At 75.4% G+C, this 25,917-nt stretch carries 22 protein-coding genes; 13 read left to right on the top strand and 9 right to left on the bottom strand.

Going from position 1 to position 25,917, the window contains the following annotated elements; translation table 11 throughout:
* Positions 1-47: 47 nt before the first annotated feature.
* The 4 genes from ACIF8T_RS09640 to ACIF8T_RS09655 all read right to left on the bottom strand — a co-directional run bounded on the left by ACIF8T_RS09640 (position 48) and on the right by ACIF8T_RS09655 (position 5,203).
* Positions 48-1,481, bottom strand: coding sequence for a CitMHS family transporter (locus ACIF8T_RS09640; protein WP_400032935.1), 1,434 nt, complete (start codon positions 1,479-1,481; stop codon positions 48-50).
* Positions 1,482-1,616: 135 nt separating this feature from the next.
* A complete protein-coding gene (locus tag ACIF8T_RS09645; protein ID WP_400032937.1) occupies positions 1,617-3,881 on the bottom strand; it encodes a molybdopterin oxidoreductase family protein in 2,265 nt (754 codons plus the stop codon).
* A 124-nt stretch (positions 3,882-4,005) separates the two neighbouring features.
* Positions 4,006-4,623 carry a TetR family transcriptional regulator gene (locus ACIF8T_RS09650; RefSeq protein ID WP_400032939.1) on the bottom strand — a complete coding sequence of 206 codons (618 nt, stop codon included), beginning with the start codon at positions 4,621-4,623 and terminating at the stop codon, positions 4,006-4,008.
* A gap of 64 nt (positions 4,624-4,687) precedes the next feature.
* The gene (locus ACIF8T_RS09655; RefSeq protein WP_400032941.1) at positions 4,688-5,203 is read right to left on the bottom strand and encodes a hypothetical protein; all 516 of its coding nucleotides are present in this window, start codon (positions 5,201-5,203) and stop codon (positions 4,688-4,690) included.
* A 177-nt stretch (positions 5,204-5,380) separates the two neighbouring features.
* Here ACIF8T_RS09655 and hmgA point away from each other — a divergent pair, with 177 nt between their 5' ends.
* The 3 genes from hmgA to ACIF8T_RS09670 all read left to right on the top strand — a co-directional run bounded on the left by hmgA (position 5,381) and on the right by ACIF8T_RS09670 (position 8,722).
* Positions 5,381-6,697 (top strand): homogentisate 1,2-dioxygenase, encoded by a 1,317-nt coding sequence (hmgA, locus tag ACIF8T_RS09660; protein WP_400032943.1) that lies wholly within the window; start codon positions 5,381-5,383, stop codon positions 6,695-6,697.
* 82 nt (positions 6,698-6,779) lie between these two features.
* Positions 6,780-7,529, top strand: a complete 750-nt coding sequence (locus tag ACIF8T_RS09665) for a GntR family transcriptional regulator (protein WP_400032945.1) — start codon at positions 6,780-6,782, stop codon at positions 7,527-7,529.
* Positions 7,530-7,555: 26 nt separating this feature from the next.
* A complete protein-coding gene (locus ACIF8T_RS09670; protein ID WP_400032947.1) occupies positions 7,556-8,722 on the top strand; it encodes a type ISP restriction/modification enzyme in 1,167 nt (388 codons plus the stop codon).
* A 465-nt stretch (positions 8,723-9,187) separates the two neighbouring features.
* On the opposite strand, the gene ACIF8T_RS09675 is transcribed toward ACIF8T_RS09670, so the two are convergent.
* The 3 genes from ACIF8T_RS09675 to ACIF8T_RS09685 all read right to left on the bottom strand — a co-directional run bounded on the left by ACIF8T_RS09675 (position 9,188) and on the right by ACIF8T_RS09685 (position 10,924).
* Complete coding sequence (locus ACIF8T_RS09675; RefSeq protein WP_400032948.1) at positions 9,188-9,457, bottom strand: hypothetical protein; 270 nt, start codon at positions 9,455-9,457, stop codon at positions 9,188-9,190.
* A 115-nt stretch (positions 9,458-9,572) separates the two neighbouring features.
* The gene (locus ACIF8T_RS09680) at positions 9,573-10,385 is read right to left on the bottom strand and encodes an anti-sigma factor domain-containing protein (protein ID WP_400032950.1); all 813 of its coding nucleotides are present in this window, start codon (positions 10,383-10,385) and stop codon (positions 9,573-9,575) included.
* On the bottom strand, positions 10,382-10,924 hold the full coding sequence (locus tag ACIF8T_RS09685) for a sigma-70 family RNA polymerase sigma factor (RefSeq protein WP_400032952.1): 543 nt from the start codon (positions 10,922-10,924) through the stop codon (positions 10,382-10,384). Before ACIF8T_RS09685 ends, ACIF8T_RS09680 begins: the two co-directional genes overlap by 4 nt.
* A gap of 243 nt (positions 10,925-11,167) precedes the next feature.
* Between ACIF8T_RS09685 and ACIF8T_RS09690 the strand changes: the two genes are divergently transcribed.
* The 4 genes from ACIF8T_RS09690 (at position 11,168) to ACIF8T_RS09705 (ending at position 17,559) form a co-directional block, all read left to right on the top strand.
* A complete protein-coding gene (locus tag ACIF8T_RS09690; protein WP_400032954.1) occupies positions 11,168-12,700 on the top strand; it encodes a DUF4331 domain-containing protein in 1,533 nt (510 codons plus the stop codon).
* 89 nt (positions 12,701-12,789) lie between these two features.
* Entirely contained in the window at positions 12,790-14,355 is a 1,566-nt protein-coding gene (locus ACIF8T_RS09695; protein WP_400032956.1) for a tetratricopeptide repeat protein, read from the top strand.
* A complete protein-coding gene (locus ACIF8T_RS09700; protein ID WP_400032958.1) occupies positions 14,352-15,836 on the top strand; it encodes a nickel transporter in 1,485 nt (494 codons plus the stop codon). Before ACIF8T_RS09695 ends, ACIF8T_RS09700 begins: the two co-directional genes overlap by 4 nt.
* A gap of 88 nt (positions 15,837-15,924) precedes the next feature.
* The gene (locus ACIF8T_RS09705; RefSeq protein ID WP_400032960.1) at positions 15,925-17,559 is read left to right on the top strand and encodes a protein kinase; all 1,635 of its coding nucleotides are present in this window, start codon (positions 15,925-15,927) and stop codon (positions 17,557-17,559) included.
* 45 nt (positions 17,560-17,604) lie between these two features.
* On the opposite strand, the gene ACIF8T_RS09710 is transcribed toward ACIF8T_RS09705, so the two are convergent.
* The gene (locus ACIF8T_RS09710) at positions 17,605-18,411 is read right to left on the bottom strand and encodes an SGNH/GDSL hydrolase family protein (protein WP_400032962.1); all 807 of its coding nucleotides are present in this window, start codon (positions 18,409-18,411) and stop codon (positions 17,605-17,607) included.
* Positions 18,412-18,726: 315 nt separating this feature from the next.
* Between ACIF8T_RS09710 and ACIF8T_RS09715 the strand changes: the two genes are divergently transcribed.
* The 6 genes from ACIF8T_RS09715 (at position 18,727) to ACIF8T_RS09740 (ending at position 25,298) form a co-directional block, all read left to right on the top strand.
* Entirely contained in the window at positions 18,727-19,932 is a 1,206-nt protein-coding gene (locus ACIF8T_RS09715) for a S8 family peptidase (protein ID WP_400032964.1), read from the top strand.
* A gap of 660 nt (positions 19,933-20,592) precedes the next feature.
* A complete protein-coding gene (locus tag ACIF8T_RS09720; protein WP_400032966.1) occupies positions 20,593-21,444 on the top strand; it encodes a glycosyltransferase family 2 protein in 852 nt (283 codons plus the stop codon).
* Positions 21,441-22,472 (top strand): glycosyltransferase family 2 protein, encoded by a 1,032-nt coding sequence (locus tag ACIF8T_RS09725; protein WP_400032967.1) that lies wholly within the window; start codon positions 21,441-21,443, stop codon positions 22,470-22,472. Before ACIF8T_RS09720 ends, ACIF8T_RS09725 begins: the two co-directional genes overlap by 4 nt.
* Positions 22,465-23,262, top strand: a complete 798-nt coding sequence (locus tag ACIF8T_RS09730) for a polysaccharide deacetylase family protein (RefSeq protein ID WP_400032969.1) — start codon at positions 22,465-22,467, stop codon at positions 23,260-23,262. Before ACIF8T_RS09725 ends, ACIF8T_RS09730 begins: the two co-directional genes overlap by 8 nt.
* Before the next feature lie 68 nt (positions 23,263-23,330).
* Positions 23,331-24,425 (top strand): DUF5925 domain-containing protein, encoded by a 1,095-nt coding sequence (locus ACIF8T_RS09735; RefSeq protein ID WP_400032971.1) that lies wholly within the window; start codon positions 23,331-23,333, stop codon positions 24,423-24,425.
* 30 nt (positions 24,426-24,455) lie between these two features.
* Positions 24,456-25,298, top strand: a complete 843-nt coding sequence (locus ACIF8T_RS09740) for a DUF72 domain-containing protein (protein ID WP_400032973.1) — start codon at positions 24,456-24,458, stop codon at positions 25,296-25,298.
* 183 nt (positions 25,299-25,481) lie between these two features.
* Here the strand turns inward: ACIF8T_RS09740 and ACIF8T_RS09745 are convergent, their stop codons facing one another.
* Positions 25,482-25,850 carry a GntR family transcriptional regulator gene (locus tag ACIF8T_RS09745; RefSeq protein WP_400032975.1) on the bottom strand — a complete coding sequence of 123 codons (369 nt, stop codon included), beginning with the start codon at positions 25,848-25,850 and terminating at the stop codon, positions 25,482-25,484.
* Positions 25,851-25,917: the final 67 nt, after the last annotated feature.

The following is a 25,917-nucleotide window of genomic DNA, read 5'->3' on the forward strand; positions in this document are numbered from 1 at the left end:
GCGTACCTCCGAGGGGGTCGAGGGCGGCGGACGGGCCGCCGCGGACGTCAGACGATGCCGAACAGGATGCCCGCCGCGAGGATGACCAGGCAGGTCAGGGCGGCGTACTTCACGACGAACCGGGTGTGGTCGCCGAACTCGACCTTCGCCATGCCGACCAGGACGTACACGGCGGGCACGAGCGGGCTGGACATGTGCAGGGGCTGGCCGACGAGGGAGGCGCGGGCCATCTCCAGCGGGGAGACGCCGTGCGCGGCACCGGCCTCGGCGAGGACCGGCAGGACGCCGAAGTAGAAGCCGTCGTTCGACATGAAGTAGGTCAGCGGGAGGCTCAGGACGCCGGTGACCAGGGCCATGTGGGGGCCCATGCCCTCGGGGATGACGTCCACCATCCACTTGGCCATGTGGTCGACCATGCCGGTGCCCTGGAGGACGCCGGTGAAGACGGCGGCGGCGAAGACCATGCCGGAGACGTTCAGGACGTTGTCGGCGTGGGCGGCGAGGCGGGCCTTCTGGTCGGGGATGCGCGGGAAGTTCACGGTGAGCGCGAGCGCGGCGCCGAGCAGGAACAGCACCGGGATCGGCAGCCACTCCAGGATCATGGCGGTGAGCAGGACCACCGTGAGCAGCGCGTTGAACCAGTACAGCTTGGGGCGCAGGGTGTCACGGTGCGGGTCGAGGCCCTGGAAGTCGTCGGCGGCGTCCGCGTCGGAGCCGTCCGCGCCCGCGCCCGGCGTGGCACCGGAGCCGCCCGCGCCCGCCTCGGAGCCCGGACCCGGAGCGCCCGCGGCGACGGCGGCGCCGCCGGAGCCCGTGCCCACGAGGACGGTGCCCTTCTCCTCCACCAGCACCTCGTCCAGCGTCAGCACCCCGAGCCGCCTGCGCTCGCGCAGGCCCAGGACGTAGGACAGGCCGATCACGAAGAGCAGGCCGACGGCGAGGGCCGGGATCATCGGGACGAAGATGTCGCTGGCGTCCAGCTTCAGCGCGGTGGCCGCGCGGGCGGTGGGGCCGCCCCAGGGCAGCGTGTTCATCACGCCGTTGGCCATGGCCGCGACGCCGGTCAGGATGACCAGGCTCATCTTCAGGCGCTTGTAGAGCGGGTACAGCGCGGAGACCGTGATCATGAAGGTGGTCGAGCCGTCGCCGTCCAGCGACACGATCGCGGCGAGCAGGGCCGTCCCGACGACGATGCGCATCGGGTCGGCCCTGCAGAACTTCAGGATGCCCCTGACGATCGGGTCGAAGAGACCGACGTCGATCATCACGCCGAAGTAGACGATCGCGAACATGAGCATCGCCGCGGTGGGGGCGAGGCTGGTCACGCCGTCGATGACGTAGTCGCCGAGGTGGGCGCCCTTGCCGACGAACACGCAGAACAGCGCGGGGATCAGCACGAGCGCCGCGATCGGCGACATCTTCTTCAGCATGATCAGGACCAGGAAGGTCGCGATCATGGCGAAGCCGAGGAGGGTCAGCATGAGTGGATACCTAACGTTCGCCCTTGAACATCCCACCAGGGCCGGCGGTGCGATGGACGTTAGGTCCCGTCGAGCGGCGTTAACAAGACGTTGACATGCGAGCAATAAGAGCAGAACTGCTGGTCACAGCTTTGCTCAGGTCAGCGCGCCGCGCTTTTCGGGCACGGCCGGGGTCACCGCCGCCACCTCGACCGGCACGCCGTTGAGGACCGCGTTGCCCGACAGCGGGTCGAGTCGGCTGCCGTCGAGGAGCTGGTTGACGTTGACGCCGGGGTCGGCCGAGGCGTGGGTCAGACGGGTGCCGGGCCGGTCGTGGCCCCAGCCGTGCGGCAGGCTCACCACGCCCCGGCGGACCGCGTCGGTGACCTCCGCGGGCACGGTCACCTCTCCCCCGGGTCCCTTCACGCGCACCTCCGCGCCGTCGCGCACGCCCAGCCGCCCGGCGTCCTCCGGGTGGAGGTGCAGGGTGCAGCGGTTGGAGCCGCCGGTCAGGGCGGGCACGTTGTGCATCCAGCTGTTGTTGGAGCGCAGGTGGCGGCGGCCGACCAGGACGAGGCCGGCGGGGCGTTCCGCCAGCGCCCGCACCAGCCGGGGCAGGTCGTCGGCGATCGGCCGGGGCAGCAGCTCCACCTTGCCGCTCCTGGTCTTCAGGGGCTGGGGCAGGCGGGGCCGCAGCGGCCCGAGGTCGATGCCGTGCGGGTGCGCGAGCACCTTCTCCAGGGTCAGTCCGTCCGGTCGTGCGCCGAAGCCGTCGCCGTAGGGGCCGAGGCGCAGCATCATGTCCAGCCGCCGCTCGGGGCCGTCGTCGCCGGTGAGCCGGGCGGCGAGCTCGTGCGGGTCGCGGCCGTGGACCGGGGAGTGCGGTTCCTTCACCGCCTTGCCGAGGGTCCGGTCGACGACCGCCCGGTCCACGGCCTCCGGGTCGGCCCCGTGCATGCCGGTGGCCGCGAGGACGAGCCGGGCCAGGATCTCCGTCTCGGCCATCCGGCCGGGCTCCGGCGGGACGGCCGGGCGGGTGTAGCGGACCTGGTGGCGCACGGCGAGGGAGTTGAGGGCGAAGTCGTGGTGCGGGCTCTGCGCGGGCGGGGGCGGGGGCAGGACGACGTGGGCGTGGCGGGAGGTCTCGTTGAGGTACGGGTCGACGCTCACCATGAAGTCCAGCGTGCCGAGCGCCTTGTCGAGGCGGTCGCCGTCGGGCGCGGACAGCACGGGGTTGGCGGCGATCGCGACGAGGGCGCGGATCGGCTCGCCCTCGCCGGTGGCGGTGTCGATCTCCTCGGCGAGCGCGGACAGCGGCAGCTCCCCCTTGGCCTCCGGGTGCCGGCTCACCCGGGAGTGCCAGCGTCCGAGCGCGAAGCCGCGGCCGGGTCCGGCGGGCCGCGGCGTCCTGTCGGTGGCGGACTGCGGGAAGAGCGCGCCGCCGGGCCGGTCGAGGTTGCCGGTGAGGACGTTGAGGACGTCGACGAGCCAGCTGGCGAGGGTGCCGTGCGCGACGGTGCAGCTGCCGATGCGGCCGTAGACGGCGGCGGTGGGGGCGGCGGCGAGCTCACGGGCGAGGGCGCGGATGGTGTCCGCGTCGACGTCGCAGGCCCCGGCGGCCGCCTCGGGCGTGAACTCGCGCAGGGCCTCGGCCAGTTCGCCGGTCCCCTCGACGTGCTCGGCGAGGTGGCCGAGCCGCACCAGGTCCTCGTCGAACAGGACGTGCGCCATCGCCGCGAGCAGCAGGGCGTCCGTGCCGGGCCGGATGGCGACGTGCCGGTCGGCGAGCTTCGCGGTGCGGGTGCGGCGCGGGTCGACGACGGTGAGGGTGCCGCCGCGGGCCTTGAGCGCCTTGAGCCGGCCGGGGAAGTCCGGCGCGGTGCACAGACTGCCGTTGGACTCCAGGGGGTTGGCGCCGATGAGCAGCAGGTGATCGGTGCGGTCGAGGTCGGGCACGGGGATCGCCTGCGCGTCGCCGTACAGCAGCCCGCTGGAGACGTGCTTGGGCATCTGGTCGACCGTGGAGGCGGTGAAGAGGCTGCGGGTGCCGAGGCCGGCGAGCAGGACCGGCGGGTAGAGGGCCCCGGCCACGGTGTGCACGTTGGGGTTGCCGAGGACGACGCCGACGGCGTGCGGGCCGTACCGCTCGACGACGGGCCGGATGCCGGCGGCGACCGCGTCGAAGGCCTCCTCCCAGGTGGCCTCGCGCAGCCTGCCGCCCTCGCGGACCAGCGGGGCGCGCAGCCGGTCGGGGTCGGAGTCGAGGGCCCCGAAGGAGGCGCCCTTGGGGCAGACGAACCCGCGGCTGAAGACGTCGTCGCGGTCGCCGCGGGCGGCGGTGACGCGGGTGCCCTCGATCGTGAGGGTCAGGCCGCAGGTGGCCTCGCACAGGGGGCAGATACGCAGGGCGGTGCGGGACACGGGTCCTCCCGGAGGGCGGCGGCAGCGGTGGCGCACGGAACGACGCCGAGCATACCGACCGGTAGGCATGTGAGGGAGGGGGGCGGGAGGGGTTCGGGAATCCGCGGCGGCCGCGCGGCCCGGATCAGTCCATCACCCGGGCCAGGTACGCCCGGAGCAGCTCCCGCATCTCCTCGATGACCCGCGCGTCCCCGTCCGGTGCCACCCGGAAGGCGAGGTGGACGAGGGTGTCGGCGGTCTCCACGGCGACGAGGAAGGTGCGGCGCAGGTCCTCGTCGGGCTCCCGGCCGAGGTAGCCGGAGAGCAGCCCGGCGATCCGGTCGGCGACCCGCAGGTTGGGCTCGGCACGGCGGGCGCCGACCGGGATCTGGTTGCCGAAGTCGACGAGGCAGAAGCCGGGCGCGGTGCGCTTCATGCCGAGGTACTCGTCGAGCACGGCGTCCAGGGCCGCGCGCCAGCCGGCGTCGCCGAGCGCGCGCAGGCGCTCCGCGACCCGCTCGGAGTAGCGCTCCAGGTTGCGCTGGGCCAGCGCGTCGGCCATCTGCCGCTTGTTGCCGAAGAAGCGGTAGACGGACCCGATGGGCACGCCGGCGCGCTCGGCCACGGCGCGGGTGCTCAGGGCGTCGTAGCCGACCTCGTCGAGGAGGTCGGCGCAGGCGTCGAGGATCCTGGTCAGCCGTTCGGCGCTGCGCCGCTGCACGGGGGCGCGGCGGAGCGAGGTCGCATGGGGCACGGGCTTCATGATGCCTTTCCGGCGCGGTCCGGTGAACCTCCGCCCACGGTACGGAATCGCGGACCCGTCCCCCTCACCGGTCCGCCGCCCCCGGCCCGGAGACCGTGATGTCGGCGGTGCTCTGCACCGGTTCGCCGTCCACCGCCCACGCCGTGCCGTCGTCGGCGTACAGCCGGGCGGTGACCTGATGGGTGCCGCGCGGGACGAGCCGGGCGGGCAGGCGGTACGCGGGGGCGCGGAGTTCGGCGACCGGGCGGCCGTCCAGGTAGAGGCGGGCCAGGCCGCGGCCGGCCACCGCCCGCGGCGCCGCGCCGGCCGGCGAGAAGCGGAAGGCGCGCACGGACAGGCGCACGTCCCACGCGCCGCCGGCGCCGGGCTGGACCTCGACGCGCACCCGGGGCGCGTCCTCCTCGTCCACCTCGCGGTGGGGCCGGTCCCGGGCGTCCGCGTCCCGCAGCGGCCCGCCCGACGGCGAGGCCGGCGGGCCCTCCCCCTGCTCCCGGGCACCGCCCGCGCCGCAGCCCGTGACTCCGCCCAGCAGCAGGACACAGGCCGCGAGCGCGGCGGTGCGGCTCCGCGTCCACGACATGCCCGCGAGCGTAGAACAGGGGTGCGAGAGCGGGAATCCGTCTCAAGTCGGGTTCCCGCTCCTCCGCAGAGAGGAGACAGCGACGAGGAAGGCGACGGACCGCACCGACCCCTTGCGCCCGGGAAACCGCAATCCTACGGTGTCCCATAGGAATCGGTTCTGCGAGGGAGCAGTGACATGAGCGGGGACGCACGGAAGATCGCCGAGGGGCTGACCCACCTCACCGGGTTCGGCAACGAGCACAGCTCCGAGGCCGTCCCGGGCGCCCTGCCCGAGGGCCGCAACGCGCCGCAGCGCGCCCCGCTCGGGCTGTACGCGGAGCAGCTGAGCGGCACGGCCTTCACCGAGCCGCGGGCGCACAACCGCCGTTCGTGGCTGTACCGGATCCGCCCGTCGGCCGCGCACCCCGCGTTCACCCGCGCCGACAACGGGGCGATCCGCACCGCGCCCTTCACCGAGACGGTCCCCGACCCCAACCGGCTGCGCTGGAACCCGCTGCCCGCACCCGCCCCGGGCACCGACTTCCTGGCCGGCCTGTGGACCCTCGGCGGCAACGGCGACGCGACCCAGCGCACCGGCATGGCCGTGCACCTCTACCACGCCGACGCCTCCATGGAGCGCGTGTTCAGCGACGCCGACGGCGAGCTGCTGATCGTCCCCGAGCGCGGCGGCCTGCTGCTGCGCACCGAGTTCGGCCTGCTCCACGTGGAGCCGGGACACATCGCGCTGGTCCCCCGTGGGGTCCGCTTCCGTGTGGAGCTCCTGGACGACATCGCCCGCGGCTACGTGTGCGAGAACTACGGCGCCCCCTTCCGCCTGCCCGACCTCGGCCCCATCGGCGCCAACGGCCTGGCCAACCCCCGTGACTTCCGGGCGCCGGTCGCCGCCTACGAGGACGTCGAGGGCCCGGTGGAGGTGGTCAACAAGTTCTGCGGCACCCTGTGGACGGCCACCTACGACCACTCCCCGCTCGACGTGGTCGCCTGGCACGGCAACTACGTGCCCTACGCCTACGACCTGCGCCGCTTCAACGTCATCGGGACCATCTCCTACGACCACCCCGACCCGTCGATCTTCACCGTGCTGACCTCGCCGAGCGACACCCCGGGCCTGGCGGGCGTCGACTTCGTCGTGTTCGCGCCGCGCTGGCTGGTCGGCGAGGACACCTTCCGGCCGCCGTACTTCCACCGGAACGTGATGAGCGAGTACATGGGCCTGATCGAGGGCGCCTACGACGCCAAGGCCGAGGGGTTCGTGCCGGGCGGCGGCTCGCTGCACAACATGATGTCGGCGCACGGGCCGGACCGGGAGACCTTCGACCGGGCCAGCGCCGCCGAGCTGAGGCCGCAGAAGATCGACGACGGGCTGGCGTTCATGTTCGAGACCCGCTGGCCGGTCACCCTCACCGCGCAGGCGCAGCGCGCGGAGCACCTCCAGCAGGGCTACGACGACGTGTGGCGGGGCCTGGAGCGGCACTTCGACCCCCGGCGCTGACCCCGCCCCACCGGCCCCGCTCCGCGCCCGGCCCCCACCCGTCCCTTGCACCGATCGTTCCCTACCGGTACGGATGACAGCCGTGACCTCCTTCGCCCCGGACTCGATCGTCCTGAACCGCAAGTTGCCGCTCTGGTACCAGGTGTCGCAGTCGCTGCGCGCCTCGATCCTCGGCCGCTCGCCCCGGGACCCGCTGCGCCTGCCCACCGAGGAGCAGCTCGCCGGGCACTACGGCGTGAGCGTGCTGACCATGCGGCAGGCGCTGAAGGAGCTGGAGGACGAGGGGCTGATCACCCGCCACCGGCGGCGCGGCACGTTCATCGAGCCCGGGGTGCGGCGGGGCGCCCCGGTGCGCCTGCTCGGCTCGGTGGACGCCATCGTGGCCCAGCAGTCCGGCATGACGACCGAACTGCTGGACCACGGCCGCGCGCCGGTGCCGGCCGAACTCGCCGAGCACTTCCCGGACCTGGCCGAGGTGGCCACGTACCACCGGCTGCGCAGCGACGAGAGGACCGGCGAGCCGACCAACCACGCCCGCAACTGGATCCGCCCCGAACTGGCCGCCCGCGTCGACCCGGACGACCTGATGCGCTGGCCGATGACCAAGGTGCTGCGGGACGTCGTGGGGGCGGACATCAGCCGCATCACGGACACGGTCCAGGCGCGGCTCGCGGACCCGGAGACGGCCCGGCTGCTGGACGTCCCGCTGCTCAGCCCGATCCTGCACTACACGGGCGTGACGTACGACGGCGACGGCCGGGCCCTGGACGTGGCCGTCATCCACTACCGCGGGGACCGTTTCTCCTTCACGGTGACGCTGGACGCCACCTGACCCGCGGCCCGCGGGCAGGCCGTACCATGCCCAGCGTGACGCACGACGACGCTCCGCCGCTGGCGGACCTCATGCCGTGGTCCGTCGCACCGCCGCGGCTCGGCCGGGGGTGGCCGGCGGCCCCCGACGCGGCGTCCCTGAAGGCCCGTTGGGACGCGCTGGTGAAGGCCGCGGGACCCGACCGGGAGGCGCTGTTCCAGCCGACGCGCGCCCGGACCCTGCACACGGCGGTCGGCCGGCTGCCGGGGCAGGCCGGCGGCACCGAGCGGCTGCTGCGCGCCTCGGGCCCCTGCCCGGAGCCGGTGCGCGTGCTGCACGCCCCCTTCGACGAGCAGTGGCTGCTGCCCGACCACCGGCTGATCGACGCGGCCCGCCCGGAGTTGTGGCGGGTGGCGGACGCGCACCAGGTCTTCGCCGTGGAGACGGCGGCCGCCCCCGGCTCCCCCGGCCCGCTCCTGCTGGCGACCTCCGCGCTGCCGCTGCTGCGCCCCGGCCGCGTCCGCCCCCTGTACCGACGTCCCGGCGGCGCCGAACCCAACCTGGCGCCGGGCCTGCTGGACCACCTGGGCGAGCGGCTGGGCGGACGCCCCGAGCCCCTCGACGTCCTGGCGTGGATCGTGGCCGCGGTCCGCCCCGGTCCCGTCGTCCCGCTCACCGCGGACGCCGGGGCCTGGGCGCGGGGCGTGGCGGTGGGCCGCCGGATGCTGTGGCTGATGCGGCGCGACGGCGAGCGTCCCAAGCTGCCCGGCGGCCGCCGCCCCTACGTCCGCGCCCCGCTGCCCTCCCGGCCCCTGACCCTGGCGTACGACCGGGACGAGGAGGTCCTGTTCCTCGACGAGGGCCGGGTCTCCCCGGTGCCGCCCGGGGCGTGGGACTTCGAGGTGGCCGGGGTCCGGGTGCTGGAGCACTGGTTCGCGGTCCGCACCGCCCCGGCCGAGCCGGGCACGCTCGCCGCGATCCGCCCGGCCACGTGGCCGCAGGCGTGGACGTCGGAACTGCTGGAGCTGGTCACGGTCCTGGCCCTGCTCGCGGAGCTGCGCCCCCGGCAGGAGGAGCTGACGGCACCCGACCCGATCACGGCGGCCGAGCTGCGCGCGGCCGGCGTCCTCCCGGCACCGGACGCGGCCCGCCGGCCCGCCTCGGTCCTGGACGGCCGGGAGGAGGGCCCGGAGGGCCAGTTGGTGCTGCTCTAGCGCATCGCGGTGCCGCACCCGCGTTCGGCGGTACGCCCGCGGTGCCGGGCGGGGAGTACGGGTCGTCCCGGGAGCGCCGCCGGGTGGCGGATCGGGAGAGGGCGGCTTGGCCGGTGGCACGTCCCGTCGCCGGGTCGCGGACCTGGGCCGGGTCGCGGACCTGGGCCGGGTCGCTGGCCAGGCGCGCGGTGCTCCGCGCGGTCTTCGCACCGCTCGTCGCACGCCGGTACGCGCACGGCGAGCGGTGACCGCGCGGCGGACTCGCCCGGTGCCGGAGGCGGACTCGCTCGGTGCCGGAGGCGGTGGGCGGGAAGCCTCCGGTGACTGCCGGGCCGGGGCGGGGCACCGACGGGGGACGGGCCCGCGCCCGGAAGGACACCGGGGCGGCGGCGCTGCGTGCCGTGGGGATGACGGACGACGCGTGCGCAGCGCTGCGCCGGGCCGGTGGCCGTCCGGGCGTGATTCCTACCGGCCGCCGAACAGCGAGCGGCGCAGCCGCCGCAACGGCGCGAAGAGCGAGACGTGGCGCACGCGCGCGGCCCTGCCGCTGTGGTCGCGCACGGGCTCGCGCGCCGTCAGCTCCAGCATCAGCGAGGTCGCCTCCAGCGTCTCGCGCTGCGGGACCGCCGGTCCCGACAGTATCGAGAGGTGCCGGTCGAGCCGCGAACTGCTCGCACTGCTCCCGTAGGTGATCGCAGGGACCCTCGCCCTGCTGCGCACTGTTATCTGCTCCATGTCACTCCCCACCCGTACGAGTCCACCCGGCCCGGGCAGGGTAACCCTATCGCCTGGGTGCGGCACGCGTGTATCGCGGTCACAGGATTCACCTTCCCCGTAAGACGGTTGACGATTACTCTCCGAATCCGAGCGATTTCAGGGCGAGTTGGACAACAGGCTGGCTGGTGGGCCGGGGTGATCCCCCGTCAGGCTCGACGGTTACGGCGAGTGACGTCGACGCGGCGTCGAGGCCGGACGCCACCAAGGGCGTGTCGCCGTCGAAGAGCCCGAGGGAGCGCGGTTGCGCGCCCGGGCGCATGACCCAGAGCTGGTGTACGCGGTCGTCGGGCAGGGCGCCGTACCCGCCGAGGGTGACGACGGCGCGCCCCTCGGATGCGGAAGCGATCACTCCGATCGTGCCGCCCCGGGCGTCCCGTCCGCTGCCCGCGCGGGCGTCCGGAGCGGCCAGAACGTGGGCGATCTCACGTGCCCGGGCCTGCTGGGCGGCCAGTTGGTCCTGCGTCCGGTCGGCCTGGACGGCGAAGAGCGCGGCGACGACCAGGGCCGCGGCGGCCGTCGCCGTGGCGAACGGCGCGAACCGGGGGCGCGCCCGGAGCGCCCGGGCGCGCGCGGGCGGCGGCCGGACGCCCCACACGTGCGGCGGCAGCGTGGACCTGTGCCCACGCGCCGGCGCCGGTTCCTGCGGCATCGTGCGGACGGCGGCCAGGACCCGTTCGCGCAGGGCGGCGGGCGCCGGGGCGGCCGTCGACCAGGCGAGCCGCAGGGCGTCCTCGGACAGCGCCCGCACCTCGGCGGCGCAGCGGTCGCAGCCGCTCAGGTGCTTCTCGAAGCGGACGCGCTCGGCGGGTTCCAGGGCGTCCAGCGCGTAGGGCGCGGCGAGCGAGTGGAGGTCCTCGCGGCGCAGCAGCCGGTCGAGCAGGCTCATGCGGCACCTCCCAGGCAGTCGCGCAGCCGGGTCAGTCCGTCGCGCATCCGGGTCTTGACCGTGCCCAGCGGCAGGGAGAGCCGCTCGGCCACCTCACGGTAGGTGTACCCCTCGTAGTAGGCGAGGGTGACGGACTGGCGTTGCAGGGCGGTGAGGCGGTCCAGGCAGCGGCGCACCCACTCGCGTTCGAGGCCGGCCTCGACCTCCTCGGCGACCTGGTCGAAGGCGGGACGGTGGGCCCGCCGGGCCTCGCGCTCCTCGCGCTCCCCGGCCGCGCGGGCGCTGCGCACCCGGTCGACGGCGCGGCGGTGGGCGAGGGTGAGGACCCAGGACAGCGCGCTGCCCCGGCCGGGGTCGAACCGCGCGGCGGACCGCCACATCTCCAGCAGCACCTCCTGGGCCACCTCCTCGGACTGGGCGGGGTCGCGCACCACGCGCCGCACCAGCCCGTACACCGGTCCGGACACCAGGCCGTAGAGCCGCTCGAACGCCTGGTGGTCACCGCCCGCCACGAGCATCAGCAGCTCGTCCGCCTCCACCGTGTCCCCCTCTCCCGGCCGGCACGCGGCCCGTCCCACCATCCGAGGCATTCCCACCGTCCCTCGCACCCGAGGCAGGCGCGGCGCGCGCCTCCGCAGGGGTGGTACGGATCAGCGGGCCGAAAACGCGGGTCGGGCGGCGGGAAATGCCGTCCGCGGGAAAGTTCGCGGCTCCACCAATCCGGTTGCGCCGCCGCTCCGAATGCCCCGGCGTCAGGCAAGTTGGCACGGAGGACGGACGGCATGACACCTATCTCCAGGACCGGTGCGGGACGCGGTGGCGTCGCCACCCTGATCTGCGGGGCGCTGGCCGCCGGCGGTCTCGCGGCCGCCGGCGCGACCGCGCTGGAACCGGGGGCGGCCGCCGCCTCCAGCCACCGGGAGGCCCCGCTGATCTCGGGAACCCCGCAGTACGACAACACGGACGTGTACGCCTTCGTCAGCCCGGACAAGCCGGACACGACGACCGTCATCGCGAACTGGGCACCGTTGCAGGAACCGGCGGGCGGGCCGAACTTCTTCCCGTTCGCCGAGGACGCCCAGTACGACCTGCACATCGACAACGACGGCGACGCGCAGGGCGACCTGGTGTTCCGCTACACGTTCCGGACGCACGTGAAGAACGGCAGGACGTTCCTCTACAACACCGGTCCGGTCACCAGCCTCGACGACCCCGACCTCAACGTCACGCAGACGTACGACATCGAGCTGCTGAAGCTGGAGGGCCGGCGCCTGGTGTCGCGGACGAGGATCGCCGACGACGTGCCGGTGGCGCCGTCGAACGTCGGCAAGGCGTCCATGCCGGACTACGGCGCGCTGCGCAAGCAGGCGGTCCACCCGCTGGCCGGCGGCGCGACGACGTTCGCCGGGCAGGCCGACGACCCGTTCTTCCTGGACCTGCGCGTCTTCGACCTGCTGTACGGCGGGAACCTGTCCGAGGTCGGCAACGACACCCTCAAGGGCTACAACGTCAACTCGATCGCCCTGCAGGTGCCCCACCACCTGATCACGGAGTCGGCGGACCAGCCGGTCGTCGGCATCTGGTCCACCACCCGGCGCAAGAACGCGCAGGGCCGCTTCACCCAGGTCTCCCGGCTGGGCAACCCGCTCGTCAACGAGGTCGTCAACCCGCTGGAGGACAAGGACACCTTCAACGCCTCCGTGCCCCGCGACGACGCGCAGTTCCTGGAGAACGTCACCGACCCCGAGCTGCCGAAGCTCATCGAGGCCATCTACAAGATCGAGGCGCCCGCCGGGCCGCGCAACGACCTGGTCGACGTCTTCCTCAAGGGCGTCGAGGGCCTCAACCGGCCGCCGCACGTGACCCCGTCCGAGCAGCTGCGCCTCAACACCTCCGTCGAGCCGGCCGCGCGGCCCAAGCGCCTGGGCGTCCTGGACGGCGACAACGCGGGCTTCCCCAACGGCCGCCGCCTCACCGACGACGTCATCGACGCCTCGCTCCAGGTGGTCGAGGGCGAACTGCTCGGCGCGAAGAACGACCTGGGCGACGCGGTCGACGCGAACGACAAGAAGTTCGGCCACTCCTTCCCGTACCTGGCCGACCCGACCGAGGGGTCGCGCGGCCCGCTCGCCCGGGGCGTCGGCGGCGGCAACGACGTGCGCAGCGGGCTCGGCGACGCGCTGCGGCCGGCCGCCGCGGCGGGCTCCGACGACACGGGCCTGATCGCCCTGTCCGCGGGAGCCGGCGCCGGCGGCGTCCTCCTGGCCGGCACCGCCCTGCTGTGGTGGCGCCGCACCCGGGACCGGGCGTACTGACCCGCTCCGCCACCGACCGGCGCGGCCCGCTCCCCGTCCCCCACGGCGGGCCGCGCCCCGACTTCCGTACGAGAAAGCCGAGGAGAGGCATGCCTCCGCGTACGAACGACAGCGCGCCGGAGCGCGCGCCGGGCGAGGAGCCGGCCGGTGCGCCGGAGCACGAGCGGAGCGCGGACGCGCCGCCCGCGCCGGCGCACGGGCGCGGCGACGCCCCGGACACCGCCCGGCGGCCCGCCGGCACCGCCCCCGGCCCGGACACCGGCTCCCCCGACGGGGCCGGGGACCGGCGGGTGGCGGCGGTGCGGCGGGCGGCCGCCGCCGGACGGCGGTGGCGGGCGGCCCGGCTGGCGGGGTGCGCCGCGCTGCTGGCGGTCGCGATGACCGCGGGGGCCGTCGCGGTGGGAGCCGTACGGGACGGCCGTGGCGCCGCGGCCGCCGCCGCGCCCGCGGGCGGTGCCCTGCCGCCCGGCGTCCCGGCCGGGGGCGACGCCGCCGCGGACATCCGCTCGCTCCAGGCCCGGCTGCGCGGGCAGCCGCGGGACTTCCGGGCGTGGGCGGCGCTCGGCCTCGCCGAGGTGGAGCGGGCCCGCACCGACGGCGACCCGTCGCGCTACCCGCGGGCCGAGCGGGCCCTGAAGCGGTCCCTGGCCCTCGCGCCCGGCAACGACCAGGCCCTGGCCGGCCGGGCCGCCCTGGCCGCCGCGCGGCACGACTTCACCGGCGCGCTGCGGTACGCCGACCGGGCGCTGCGGCGCAATCCCTACGGCGAACGCGCCCTGGCGGTCCGCATCGACGCCCTCGTCGAACTGGGCCGGTACGCGGAGGCGGCCGAGGCCGCCGACACCGCCGACGACAGGCGGCCGGGGGTGCCCGTCTTCACGCGGTACGCGTACGTGTGCGAGCTGCGCGGCGACGTCCGGACCGCGCGCCGGGTGCTGGAGCAGGCGCTCGCCGCCGCCGTCGCGCCGCCGGACGTGGCGTACGTCGCGACCGCGCTCGGCGACCTCGCCCGCAACCAGGGCGATCACCCGGCGGCCCTGCGGCACTACGCCCGGGCCCTCGCCGCCGACGAGGACCACCTCCCCGCCCTGGAGGGCCGCGCCCGCGCCCGGGCCGCGAGCGGCGACCGCGACGCGGCCGTCGAGGACCTGGAGCGGATCGTCGCCCGTTCCCCGCTGCCCGGGCCGCTGGTCGCGCTCGGCGAGCTGTACGAGGCCCGGGGCGACCGGGCCCGGGCCCGCGACCAGTACGCCCTCGTCGGCGCGTGGACCGCGCTCGCCCGCGCCGGTGGGGTCGACGCCGACCTCGACACCGCCTTGGCCGCCGCCGACCACGGCGACGCCGAGGAGGCCCTGCGCGCGGCCCGCGCCGCGTGGGACCGGCGGCACAGCGTGCACACCGCCGACGCCCTGGCCTGGGCCCTGCACGCCGCCGGCCGCGACGAGGAGGCCCTGCCGTACGCCCGCCGGGCCACGGCCACCGGCTACCGCAACGCGGTGTTCCTCCACCACCGCGGCATGATCGCGCGCGCCGCCGGCCACCGCGCCGAGGCGCGTACCTTCCTCACGGCGGCGCTGGAACTGGACCCCGGCTTCTCGCCGCTGGGCGCGCGCGAGGCCCGTGCGGCGCTGAAGGACCTGGCGGCGTCCCGGTGAGCGCGCGCCGCCCGCTCGCCCGCGCCGCGGCCGTCCTCACGGCCGCCTGCGCGCTCGTGCTGCTCCCCGCCGTCCCCGCGGGCGCCCACCCGCTGGGCAACTTCACCGTCAACCGCTACGACGGCCTCGTCGCCGCGCCCGGCCGCCTCCGGGTCCACCACGTCGAGGACCTCGCCGAGATCCCGGCGACCCAGGCCCGGCCGGACATCGAGCGCCAGGGCATGGCCGCGTGGGCCCGGCAGCGGTGCGCGTCGGCCGCGCGGGACAGCGAGGTCACGGCCGACGGACGGCCGGCCGCGCTCGCCGTGGACCGCGCGCACGCGCGCGTGCGGCCCGGGCAGGCCGGGCTCGACACGCTCCGCGTGGAGTGCCGGCTGACCGCCGCCCTCCCGGACGACGGCCCGGTGGCCCTCGGCTTCCGGAGCGCCGGTGCCTCCTCCGGGCCGGGCTGGCGGGAGATCACCGCGCGCGGCGACCGGACGACGCTCACCGCGTCGGACGTGCCGGAGGAGTCGGTGTCGCGGGAACTGACCCGTTACCCGGCGGAGTTGCTGTCCTCCCCCGCCGACACCGCGTCCGCCGCGCTGCGCGTGCGCCCGGGCGGACCGGCCCTGGCGGAGGAGGGGACCGGCGCGCCCGCCGCGTCCGTGCTGCCGCGCGGCGCCGACCGCTGGACGCGCGCCCTGGACGGCCTGGTCGCCCGGCACGACCTCACCGCCGGCTTCGCCGCGCTCGCCCTGCTCGTCGCCGTCGGCCTGGGCGCGATGCACGCGCTCGCCCCGGGCCACGGCAAGACGCTGATGGCCGCGACCGCCGCCGCGCGGGGCGGCCGGGCCCGGCTGGGGGACGTCCTGCCGCTGGCCGCCTCGGTGACGGTGACGCACACCCTGGGCGTGGTCGCCCTCGGCCTCCTGGTCACGGCCGGTTCGGCCGCCGCGCCCTCGGTGATCGCCTGGCTCGGCGTCGCGAGCGGCGTCCTGGTGACCCTGGCGGGCGCGAGCCTCGTCCGCCGCGCCCTGCGCGACCGGGCCCGCCCGCACGCCCACGCCCACGGGCACGCCCACGGTCACATCCACGCCCACGCCCACGCCGTCGAGCACACCCACGGCGGGTCCACCCACACGCACCCCGCCGCCCCCACCCTCCGCGGCACGATCCTGCTCGGTTTCGCGGGCGGGCTGGTGCCCAGCCCGTCGGCCGTGGTGGTGCTGGTCGGCGCCGCCGCGCTCGGGCAGGCCTGGTTCGGGCTGCTGCTCGTGGTCGCGTACGGCGTGGGGCTGGCGCTGACCCTCACCGCGGCCGGGTACGCCGTCGTCAGGGCGGGCAGCGGCGTGGCGCGGCTGCTGGACCGGCGGCCCCGCCGGACGGCCGGGCCGGTGGCGGCGCTGGTGCGCAGGGCCGTGCCCCTCGGGTCGGCGTGCGTCGTCGTGGCCCTGGGGGCCGGACTGGTGTTCAAGGGGGTGGCATCCGCACTCGGCTGAGCCGCTTTCACGGGGAACTCTCCTGGGGAACTTTCCTGGGAGAGGGAGCGAACCCCGGAATTCGCCCGACTGCGCGGAAGGGGCGCCCGTGTCCGAGGAACCGGGCCGTGAGCGTGTGATCGCCGGTCGCTACCGGCTCCTGTCCCCGCTCGGCGAGGGCGGCATGGGCACGGTGTGGCGCGCCCGCGACGAGGTGCTGCGCCGCGAGGTCGCCGTCAAGGAGGTGCGCGCCCCGGCCGGACTGCCGGTCCACGACGTGGAGCGGATGTACGCCCGGCTGGAACGGGAGGCGTGGGCGGCGGCCCGGATCGCCCACCCCGGCGTCGTCACGGTGTACGACGTGGCCACCGACGGCGGGCGGCCCTGGATCGTCATGGAACTGGTCCGCGGCCTGTCCCTGGCCGAGGTCCTGGACGCCGAGGGCCCGTTGCCGCCGCGGCGCGCCGCGCGGGTCGGCGCGGAGGTGCTGGCCGCGCTGCGCGCCGCGCACGCCGCCGGGGTGCTGCACCGGGACGTGAAACCGGGCAACGTGCTCGTCGCGAACGACGGCCGGGTCGTGCTGACCGACTTCGGGATCGCCACGGTCGAGGGCAGCCCGGCGCTGACCATGACCGGCGAGGTCGTCGGCTCCCCCGAGTTCCTCGCGCCGGAGCGCGCGCTGGGGCGCACCCCCGGTCCCGAGTCGGACCTGTGGTCGCTCGGCGTGCTGCTGTACGCGGCCGTCGAGGGCGCCTCCCCGTTCCGCCGCAGCACGCCGCTGAGCACCCTGCACGCGATCGTCGACGAGGAGCTGCCGCCGCCGCGCCGGGCCGGTGCGCTCGCCCCGGTGATCGAGGGACTGCTGCGCAAGGACCCGGCCGAACGGCTGCCCGCCGGGCGGGCGGAGCGGGAGCTGCGGGCGGTCGGCGCGGGGGGCGCGCCCCGGGCGGACGGCGGCCGGGCGGTGCCGTGTCCGCCGGCGGTCACGGCCCGTCCGCGGCCGCCGGGCGCCTCCCCGGTGCCGGGCCCCGGCGGGCCGGCGCGGTCCGGGCCCGCCGCGGCGCCGGACACCGCGGCGTCCGGCGCACGGCCGGGGCGCGACCGGCGCACGGTCGCGGTGCTGCTCGCGGGGGTGGCCGCGCTGGCGGTGGCGGTGGGCGGGCTGACGTACGCGCTGCTGGACCGCGAGGACGGGAAGGGCGGGCAGGGCGGGCAGGAGGGCCGCGGCACCGCCGGGCAGGAGGCGGTGCTGTCGCCCTCGCCGGGCCGGGACGCGGGCACCGCGGACTCCGGGGAGCCGAAGCCGACGCCCGGCACGGGCGGTGCGGAGACGGGGAGCGGGGCCCCGGCGCCGCAGTCGGTGCGGGTGACCGTGACGGGGGCGCGCACGGAGTACTCCGGGAGCTGTCCGCTGCCGGAGGAGGAGGCGCCCGCTTTTACGGCGACGTTCACGGTGGGGAGGCTGCCCGCGGAGGTCAGCTACCGCTGGGTGACGCGGGACGGCTCGGTGGCCGGCCAGGGCTGGAGGACGCTGTCGTTCCCGGCGGGCGACGGCCGTACGCGGCAGGACACGGTGGTGCTGAGGACGTACGCGCAGACCGGGACGTTCGCGAGCGGGATCGGCGTCGAGGTGCGGGAGCCGGTGCGCACGGCGTCCGGCTCGGTGCCGTTCTCGGTGACGTGCGAGGGGGAGACCCCGGCGGACGGGGCCTCCCCCTCGGCTTCCGGTCCGGCGTCCGGCTGACCGGCCGCGGGGCCGGGGCCGGGCCGTTCCGGCCGGTGCGGACGGTCAGTCGTTGCTGTTGAGGACCGGCAGGTAGCCGCCCGACTGGCCGGCGGCGGTCGGGTGGTAGGAGTCGCCGATGCTGAGCCAGTTGACGCTGTGCAGCCAGGAGTTGCCGGAGCAGATCTCGTGGCCGGTGAAGGTCGGGCGCACGTCGCCCCAGACGAAGCCGTGGGCGGCGACGCGCCGGGCGATCGCGGTGTTCAGGTGGTCGGAGCCGTCGTTGATGGCCTTCCGCTTGGTTTCGGACATGCCGAGGCAGGTGGTGCCGAGCTGGTAGAAGCGGGGGTAGCCGAGGACGACGACGCGGGCGTTCGGGGCCTTGGAGCGGATCGCCGAGTAGACGCTGTCGAGCTTGCCGGGGAGCGTCGAGTCGATGTAGGCGCGGGCCGTGTTGATGCGGGAGATGCAGGCGCTGTCGGACTGGAGCACACAGGTCGTCATGACGTCGGCGAACCCGGCGTCGTTGCCGCCGATGGTGACGGAGACGAGCGTGGTGGCGGAGCTGAGCGGGGCGAGTTGATTCGCCAGAACATCACCCGTTCGGGCGCCCGAGCAGGCGGTGAAATTGAAGGACGAGGGGGCGTTCGCGGTGGCCCACAGCCGCGGGAAGGCCTTCGTGCTGCGCTTGCAGTCGCCGCTGGCGCTGTCGTAGCTGCCGGCGCCGACCCCCGAGGAGTAGGAGTCTCCGAGCGCCACGTACCCGCCTGCGGCGGCGAGTTGGGACGCTTGGGCGGTCGCGGCCCCCGTGAGGGCGGTGGCGGCGGTGAGGAACAGCGAGCTCAGGAAGAGCACAAGTCGGGAACGTCTCATGGAACCTCCCTTTAGCAGGATCTCTGCCGTAACCGTGGTACCAACTACGCGTGTTGACGGGAAGTGTTCATGCCAAGACTTTCGAGGGCGTCACGGGACGTGCCCGGCGCGTTCATCGCCCGTTCTGTTTCATGCCCATGACAGATTTGTTGACACGTGCTCAACTCCCTTGATCTACGCCCGTAGCCGGTCGAGTCTTTACTCCGGCCCGGGGCGGAACGCGACGCTCCCGACCGTGTGCGCGAGCCCGCGCGCATCCCCCACTCCGCGTGCGCCCCACCCGGGCGCGCGCCGCCTGAGGAGGACTCCCTCGTAATGGCACCACTGCGTAGCAAGAGATTCCGGTTCGCCGCCCTCACGTCCGCGGCGGCCGCCGCCCTCGTGGGCGGGCTCACCGCGCTGCCCGCCCAGGCGGCCCCCGCCGAGGGGACGGTGCTCGCCGCCGGCTCCCCCACCGCCGTCAAGGACAGCTACATCGTCACGCTCAAGAAGAGCGCGGGCCTCAAGGCGTCCTCGGCCGCCGGCAAGGACCTCGTCGAGGAGTACGGCGGCACGGTGCGCAAGACGTTCGGCACGGCGCTGAACGGCTACACGGCGACCCTCTCCGCGACCGAGGCGAAGCGGCTCGCCGCCGACCCGGCGGTGGCCTCCGTCGAGCAGAACCAGCGCGTGCGGCTCGCCGCCACCCAGTCCAGCGCGCCCTGGGGCCTGGACCGGATCGACCAGACCTCGCTCCCGCTCTCCGGCACCTACACCTATCCGGACACCGCGGGCAGCGGCGTGACCGTCTACGTCATCGACACCGGCGTGCGCATCACGCACCAGCAGATCAGCGGGCGGGCCTCCTACGGCTACGACGCCGTCGACGGCGACACCACCGCCTCCGACGGCAACGGCCACGGCACCCACGTGGCCACCACGGTCGCGGGCACGACGTACGGCGTCGCCAAGAAGGCGAAGATCGTGGCGGTGCGGGTGCTGGACAACAACGGCTCCGGCACCACGGCGGGCGTGATCGCCGGCATCGACTGGGTGACGAAGAACCACTCGGGCCCCTCGGTCGCCAACCTGTCGCTGGGCGGCGGCGCCTCCACGGCCCTGGACACGGCCGTGCGCACCTCCATAGCCAGCGGCGTGACGTACGCCGTCGCGGCGGGCAACAGCAACGCCAACGCCTCCTCGTACTCCCCGGCCCGGGTCACCGAGGCGATCACCGTGGGCGCCACCACCAGCACCGACGCCCGGGCGAGCTACTCGAACTACGGCTCGGTCCTGGACATCTTCGCGCCCGGCTCCTCCATCACGGCCGGCTGGCACACCGGCGACACCGCGACCAGCACCATCTCGGGCACGTCGATGGCGACCCCGCACGTGGCCGGCGCGGCCGCGGTCTACCTGGCGGGCCACACCTCCTCGACCCCGGCCCAGGTCGCCTCGGCCCTGGTCGCCGGCGCCACCACCGGCAAGGTGACCGGTCCGGGCACCGGCTCCCCGAACCGCCTGCTGAAGATCGTGCAGTGATCCCGGCGGCCCACTGACCGCGAACACCCGTTCCCCGGAGGCGTGTTGAGCCTCCGGGGAACGTCCGTCAAATCCCGGACGAATTTCGGCACCAGGGCCTTTCGGCCCTTGACGTCCCCTTTGCGCTGCGCCAGATTGAAGCCCGGCATCCGACGCTTCGGGGGGCAAAGTCGGCCATGCGGACCATCCGTGCGCACGAGGCGCTCGCCCCCACCCGGCCGGAACCGATCGGTCCGGCCCGAGGCGCGGTTGCGGACGCCCGCGTCACCGCCATCCTGGTGACCCGGGTGCGGCACGCAACGGCCAAACCGACAAAAACGTGAGACCTCATCAGGTCTTGCCATACGGGTTCAATCGTCAATACCGTCATACATCTCACTCGCACCGGTCCGTCAGTACGCGGCTCCAGGGGAGGGCTCAGGACCGCGACGGCCCGGCGCGGGGCGCGGTAGGGGGGTGCCGTGCTCGGTGACCGCACAGGTGACCGAGCCGTGCCGCGCGGCCGGCCGCCGTTCCGCGGACCGGCCAGTTCAGCCAGCTCATCCGGCGTACCGAGGTGCCGCCTCGGCGTGCCCGGGTGACACCAACCCCCCTTTCGAACCGGACGAAGAGCCGGGCCGCCCGGGGGTGGGCGGCCCACCGGACGAGAGGGACCGACTCATGAGCTCAGTTCTGCAGCCCGCGGCCACGGAGCAGGATCCGCCGGCCGACGGGACGCCGGCCGCGGCGGCACCGACCGCCGGGACCTACCGGCCCGTCTCCTCGCACCTGGCCATCGCGCCGCCGGTGAGCGTGGTGATCCCGGCCATGAACGAGGCCGAGAACCTGCCGTACGTCTTCAAGACCCTGCCCGACTGGATCCACGAAGTGGTCCTGGTCGACGGCAACTCCACCGACGGCACCGTCGAGGTGGCCCGCGCGCTGTGGCCCGGGGTGAAGGTCGTCGAGCAGCGCGGCCGGGGCAAGGGCGACGCCCTGATCACCGGGTTCCAGGCCTGCACCGGCGACATCATCGTGATGGTCGACGCGGACGGCTCGGCCGACGGCAACGAGATCGTGTCGTACGTCTCCGCCCTGGTCTCGGGCGCGGACTTCGCCAAGGGCTCGCGCTTCGCCAACGGCGGCGGCACCGACGACATGACCTTCGTCCGCAAGCTCGGCAACCGGGCGCTGTGCGCCGTCGTCAACCGGAAGTTCGGCGCCCGCTACACCGACCTGTGCTACGGCTACAACGCGTTCTGGCGGCACTGCCTCGACAAGATCGACCTCGACTGCACCGGCTTCGAGGTGGAGACCCTGATGAACATCCGGGTGGTCAAGGCCGGGCTGAGAGTCCAGGAGATACCGAGCCACGAGTACCTGCGCATCCACGGCACCAGCAACCTGCGGGCCGTGCGGGACGGGTTCCGGGTGCTCAACGTGATCCTCAGGGAGCGCTCCAACCGGCGTGCGCTGCGCCGCCGCGCGCAGCACTCGCCGCTGCTCGACGCGGTCCGGGGAGAGGTCTCTTGAGCGACGCCGGGGACCGCGCTCCGGCGATCTCCGTCGTGATCTGCGTCTACACCGAGGACCGCTGGGAGGACATCCTCGCGGCGGTCGCCTCGGTGCGGGCGCAGTCGCGGCCGGCCCTGGAGACGCTGCTGGTCGTCGACCACAACCAGCCGCTCCTGGACCGCCTGGGCACGGAGTACGAGGAGTGCGCCGGGGAGGTGCGGGTGCTCGCCAACGCGGGCCCCCGCGGCCTGTCCGCCGGCCGCAACACCGGAATCGCCGCCGCGCGCGGCGAGGTCGTCGCCTTCCTCGACGACGACGCCGTGGCCGAGCGCGACTGGCTGGCGCGCTTCGCCGAGGCGTACGCCGACCCGCGGGTCATGGCGGTCGGCGGGCGCACGGAGCCGGTCTGGGCGTCGGGCCGGCGGCCCGCCTGGTTCCCGGAGGAGTTCGACTGGGTGGTGGGGTGCTCGTACCGGGGGCTGCCGCCCGGCCGGGTGCGGGTGCGCAACGTCCTGGGCGGCAACGCCTCGTTCCGCCGGGCCGCCTTCGACGCGGCGGGCGGTTTCGCCACCGGCATCGGACGCGACGGGGACAAGCGCCCGCTGGGCTGCGAGGAGACGGAGCTGTGCATCCGCCTCGGCCGGGCCCGGCCGGACGCGGTCCTGCTGCTCGACGACCGGGCGGTCATCCACCACCGGGTGCCCGAGGCGCGCGAGCGCTTCCGCTACTTCCGCACCCGCACGTACGCCGAGGGCCTGTCGAAGGCCCTGGTGGCGCGGAGCGTGGGCGCCGCCAAGGGGCTGGAGTCCGAACGCCGGTACACCGCCCGGGTGCTGCCCGCCGGGGTGGCGCGCGGGCTGCGCGACGCCCTGCTGGCCCGGCCGGGCGGCGCGGGACGCGCGGGCGCGATCGTCGCCGGGGTGCTCACGGCGGCGGGCGGCTACCTGGTGGGCAGCGTCCGGGCGCGGCGCGGCGCGGCCGCGTTCTCCGTGCCGGCCGTGCCCGCCGCACCCGCCGTCGCGGTGGAGGAGGCGGGCGGTGGCTGACACGGCCGTGCCGATCCTCATGTACCACGCGGTCGCCGCCGAGCCGAACGACGCCACCCGCGCCCTGTCCGTGACGCCGGAGGCGTTCGCGCGGCAGATGGCGGTGCTCGCCGGCCTGGGGTTCACCCCGCTCGGCACGGCCGACCTGGCGGCGCGCTGGCGCGCGGGGCGGCCGCTGCCCGGGCGGCCCGTCCTGATCACCTTCGACGACGGCTACGAGGGCGTGCACCGCCACGCCCTGCCCGTCCTGGCCGAGCACGGCTTCCCGGCCACGCTCTTCGTCACCACGGGCTGGCTGCGCGGCCCGTACGACACCGGGGGCGCCCCGGACACCATGCTCGACTGGGACCAGGTGCGCGAACTGGCCGGTGCGGGCGTGGAGATCGGCGGGCACAGCCACAGCCACCCGCAGCTCGACCAGGTCTCCGACGAGGTGCTGCGCTTCGAGCTGATCCACGGCAGGGAGATCGTCGGCGACCGGCTGGGCACCCCGCCCGCCTCGTTCGCGTATCCCTACGGCTACTCCAGCCGCCGGGTGCGCCGGGCGGTGCGCGAGACGGGGTACGCCCAGGCCCTCGCCGTCGGCAACGACCTGGCGCGGCGCCGGCAGGGGCCGTACGCGCTGCGGCGGGTCACCGTGCGGCGCGGTACCGGCATCGAGGCCTTCGAGCGGATGGTGCAGGGCCGCGCGATCGCCCGCACGTTCGCCGGGGACCGCGCGCTCACCAAGGGGTACGCCGTGGTGCGCCGGGCGCGGCGGGCGGGGCGGATCGCGGCCGGGGCCATGTGAGGGGAGCGGTGGGCGTGTGCCCCGGAAACGGGGTGCACGCGGCGCCCCCGTGCCGGATCATGGGCGGCATGTCTGCGCACCCGCACGAAGCACTGCCGATCCGGCTCACCGTCGACGACAGCGACTCCCCGGCCGACGTCGTCGACGCGCTGTTCCTCGGCCGCTTCGCGACGGGCGAGCAGCCGTACGCGCACGCGGTGAACATCGACCGGGTCCGGTCCGGGGCGACGCTGCTGCCGGCGGACGCGCGGGTGCTGCGCGCCGTCCGGGACGACGACCGCAGCGCCACGCTGGCGGAGGGCGACGGCTGGACGGTGCTGGTCTCGCGCTGGAACCGGGGCGCCGACGTCACGGTCACGGCGACCAGCGCCGAGCTGGCCCAGCGGGTCCTGGACCAGGCCACGGACGGCGCGGCGGACGAACCCGAGCCGCAGCCGGAGAACGTGACGATGGGCTTCTGGTACGTCTCCCCGCGCCGCGGCCCGCACCGCACCACCCGCCAGATCGCGGCGGGCACCTGGGAGGAGGTGCGGGCCAACTACACCGCGCCGGTGGCGGACGCGATGGACCGGCTGATGAGGACGGGACCGGAGGACATCGCGGGCCGGCTGCTCCTGCTGCACGGCCCGCCGGGCACCGGCAAGACCTCCGCGCTGCGCACGCTGGCCCGCTCCTGGCGGGACTGGTGCCAGGTGGACTGCGTCCTGGACCCCGAGCGGCTGTTCTCCGACGTGGGCTACCTGATGGACATCGCGATCGGCGAGGACGACGCGGGCGGCAAGGGCCGCTGGCGGCTGCTGCTGCTGGAGGACTGCGACGAGCTGATCCGCGGCGAGGCGAAGCACACGGCGGGCCAGGCGCTGTCGCGGCTGCTGAACCTGACCGACGGCCTGCTCGGCCAGGGCCGCAACGTGCTGGTCGGCGTCACCACCAACGAGGACCTGGAGCGCCTGCACCCGGCCGTCGTCCGCCCCGGGCGCTGTCTGGCCCGCATCGAGGTCGGGCCGCTGACCCGCCAGGAGGCGGTGGCCTGGCTGGGCCGGGAGGAGGGCGTCGGCCGCGAGGGCGCGACGCTGGCCGAGCTGTACGCGCTGCGCCGGGGCACAGCCCCGACCGCCCTGCCGGACCAGCGGGACGGCGTGGACGCGGGCCTGTACCTGTAGGGGCGCCGCCGGTGGTGTTCTCACGGTCCCGTGACCCTGTTCGTCGGGACGTCGGGCTGGCAGTACGAGGACTGGCGTGACGTGCTGTACCCGCCCGGGCTGCCGATGCGGCTGTGGCTGGAGGAGTACACGGCGCACTTCGCGACGGTGGAGGTCGACAACGCCTTCTACCGGCTGCCGTCGCGCGGGACCTTCGAGGCGTGGCGGGAGCGGGTGCCCGCGGACTGCGTCGTCGCCGTCAAGGCGAGCCGCTACCTGACCCACGTCAAGCGGCTGCGCGACCCCGGGGAGCCGGTCGACCGGCTGATGAGCCGCGCGACGGGGCTGGGCGACCGCCTCGGCCCGGTCCTCCTCCAGCTGCCGCCCACCCTGCGCGCCGACCCGGACCTGCTGGACGCCTGTCTGGCCTGCTTCCCGGCCCCGGCCCGGGTGGCGGTCGAACCGCGCCACGCGTCCTGGTGGACGCCGGAGGTCCGCGCGGTCCTCGCCGCCCGGGGCGCCGCCCTGTGCCGGGCCGACGTGCGGGCCCGCCCGGTGACCCGGCTGTGGCGCACCACCGGCTGGGGATACGTCCGCTTCCACCAGGCCCGCGCCCGCCCGTGGCCGCACTACGGCCGGCGGTCGCTGCGCACCTGGGTCGGGCGGATCGCCTCGGCCTTCCCCGGCGGCGAGGACGTGTACGCGTACTTCGACAACGACCCGCACGCGGCGGCCGTGGGGGACGCGACGGCCTTCGCGCGCCTGGCGCGGGCGGCGGGGCCGGCCGTGAGCCGGACGCCGGCCCGGCCGACGGGGGCGGAGCGGGTCCCGCGCGGCCGGGACGCCGCGAGACCGCCCTCCGGGCGACGACGGGAACGGCCAGACAGCCCCTAGGGGCTGTCGTTCGGATCAGGTCGCGGGGAATCGACTGTGTGTTGTCAGCGCCGGTGAGCGGGGCCCGGTGCGTGCGGCCGCAAGGCGGAGGAGGGCGGCGATGCGGAGCATCGGCAACCGACGACAACGCCGCGGACGCGCGTGCCGGGCCCCGCGTCCGCGGCGTGATCCGAACGACAGCCCCTAGCCGCCGTAGGCCGCCCGCAGGGCGTCCCGCGCGGCCGCCAGCGCGTCGTCCCGCGTGATCCCCAGGCGCCGGGCCCGGTCGGCGTAGGCCTGGGCGGCCGCCGCCAGTTCACGCTCGGCCGCCGCGCCGGCGGCGGCCACGAACGTGCCGTTGCGTCCCCGGGTCTCGATCACCCCGTCCGCCTCCAGCGCCCGGTACGCCTTGGCGACCGTGTTCGCCGCGAGGCCCAGCGACTCGGCCAGTCCCCGGACGGTCGGCAGCCGGTAGCCCACCGGCAGGGCCCCGGACCGCGCCTGCTCGGAGATCTGCGCGCGCACCTGCTCGAACGGCGGGGCGGTGTCGTCGATGTGGATCGTCAAGGTCACCGGGCGATTGTCCCGTACCGGCCGGTCCGCACGCGCGGGAGCCGGCCGGAAAATCGGAGGCACCCCG

Origin of the sequence: Streptomyces sp. NPDC085946 (assembly GCF_044540485.1) — a bacterium.
In the GTDB taxonomy this organism is placed as follows: Bacteria; Actinomycetota; Actinomycetes; order Streptomycetales; family Streptomycetaceae; genus Streptomyces.

Excerpts from the sequence above, each read along its gene's own strand:
- ACIF8T_RS09640 (WP_400032935.1), bottom strand. The coding sequence starts at position 1,481 with ATGCTGACCCTCCTCGGCTTCGCCATGATCGCGACCTTCCTGGTCCTG.
- ACIF8T_RS09690 (WP_400032954.1), top strand. The coding sequence starts at position 11,168 with ATGACACCTATCTCCAGGACCGGTGCGGGACGCGGTGGCGTCGCCACC.
- ACIF8T_RS09695 (WP_400032956.1), top strand. The coding sequence starts at position 12,790 with ATGCCTCCGCGTACGAACGACAGCGCGCCGGAGCGCGCGCCGGGCGAG.
- ACIF8T_RS09720 (WP_400032966.1), top strand. The coding sequence starts at position 20,593 with ATGAGCTCAGTTCTGCAGCCCGCGGCCACGGAGCAGGATCCGCCGGCC.
- ACIF8T_RS09710 (WP_400032962.1), bottom strand. The coding sequence starts at position 18,411 with ATGAGACGTTCCCGACTTGTGCTCTTCCTGAGCTCGCTGTTCCTCACC.
- hmgA (WP_400032943.1), top strand. The coding sequence starts at position 5,381 with ATGAGCGGGGACGCACGGAAGATCGCCGAGGGGCTGACCCACCTCACC.
- ACIF8T_RS09715 (WP_400032964.1), top strand. The coding sequence starts at position 18,727 with ATGGCACCACTGCGTAGCAAGAGATTCCGGTTCGCCGCCCTCACGTCC.
- ACIF8T_RS09675 (WP_400032948.1), bottom strand. The coding sequence starts at position 9,457 with ATGGAGCAGATAACAGTGCGCAGCAGGGCGAGGGTCCCTGCGATCACC.
- ACIF8T_RS09670 (WP_400032947.1), top strand. The coding sequence starts at position 7,556 with ATGCCCAGCGTGACGCACGACGACGCTCCGCCGCTGGCGGACCTCATG.
- ACIF8T_RS09655 (WP_400032941.1), bottom strand. The coding sequence starts at position 5,203 with ATGTCGTGGACGCGGAGCCGCACCGCCGCGCTCGCGGCCTGTGTCCTG.
- ACIF8T_RS09680 (WP_400032950.1), bottom strand. The coding sequence starts at position 10,385 with ATGAGCCTGCTCGACCGGCTGCTGCGCCGCGAGGACCTCCACTCGCTC.
- ACIF8T_RS09650 (WP_400032939.1), bottom strand. The coding sequence starts at position 4,623 with ATGAAGCCCGTGCCCCATGCGACCTCGCTCCGCCGCGCCCCCGTGCAG.
- ACIF8T_RS09735 (WP_400032971.1), top strand. The coding sequence starts at position 23,331 with ATGTCTGCGCACCCGCACGAAGCACTGCCGATCCGGCTCACCGTCGAC.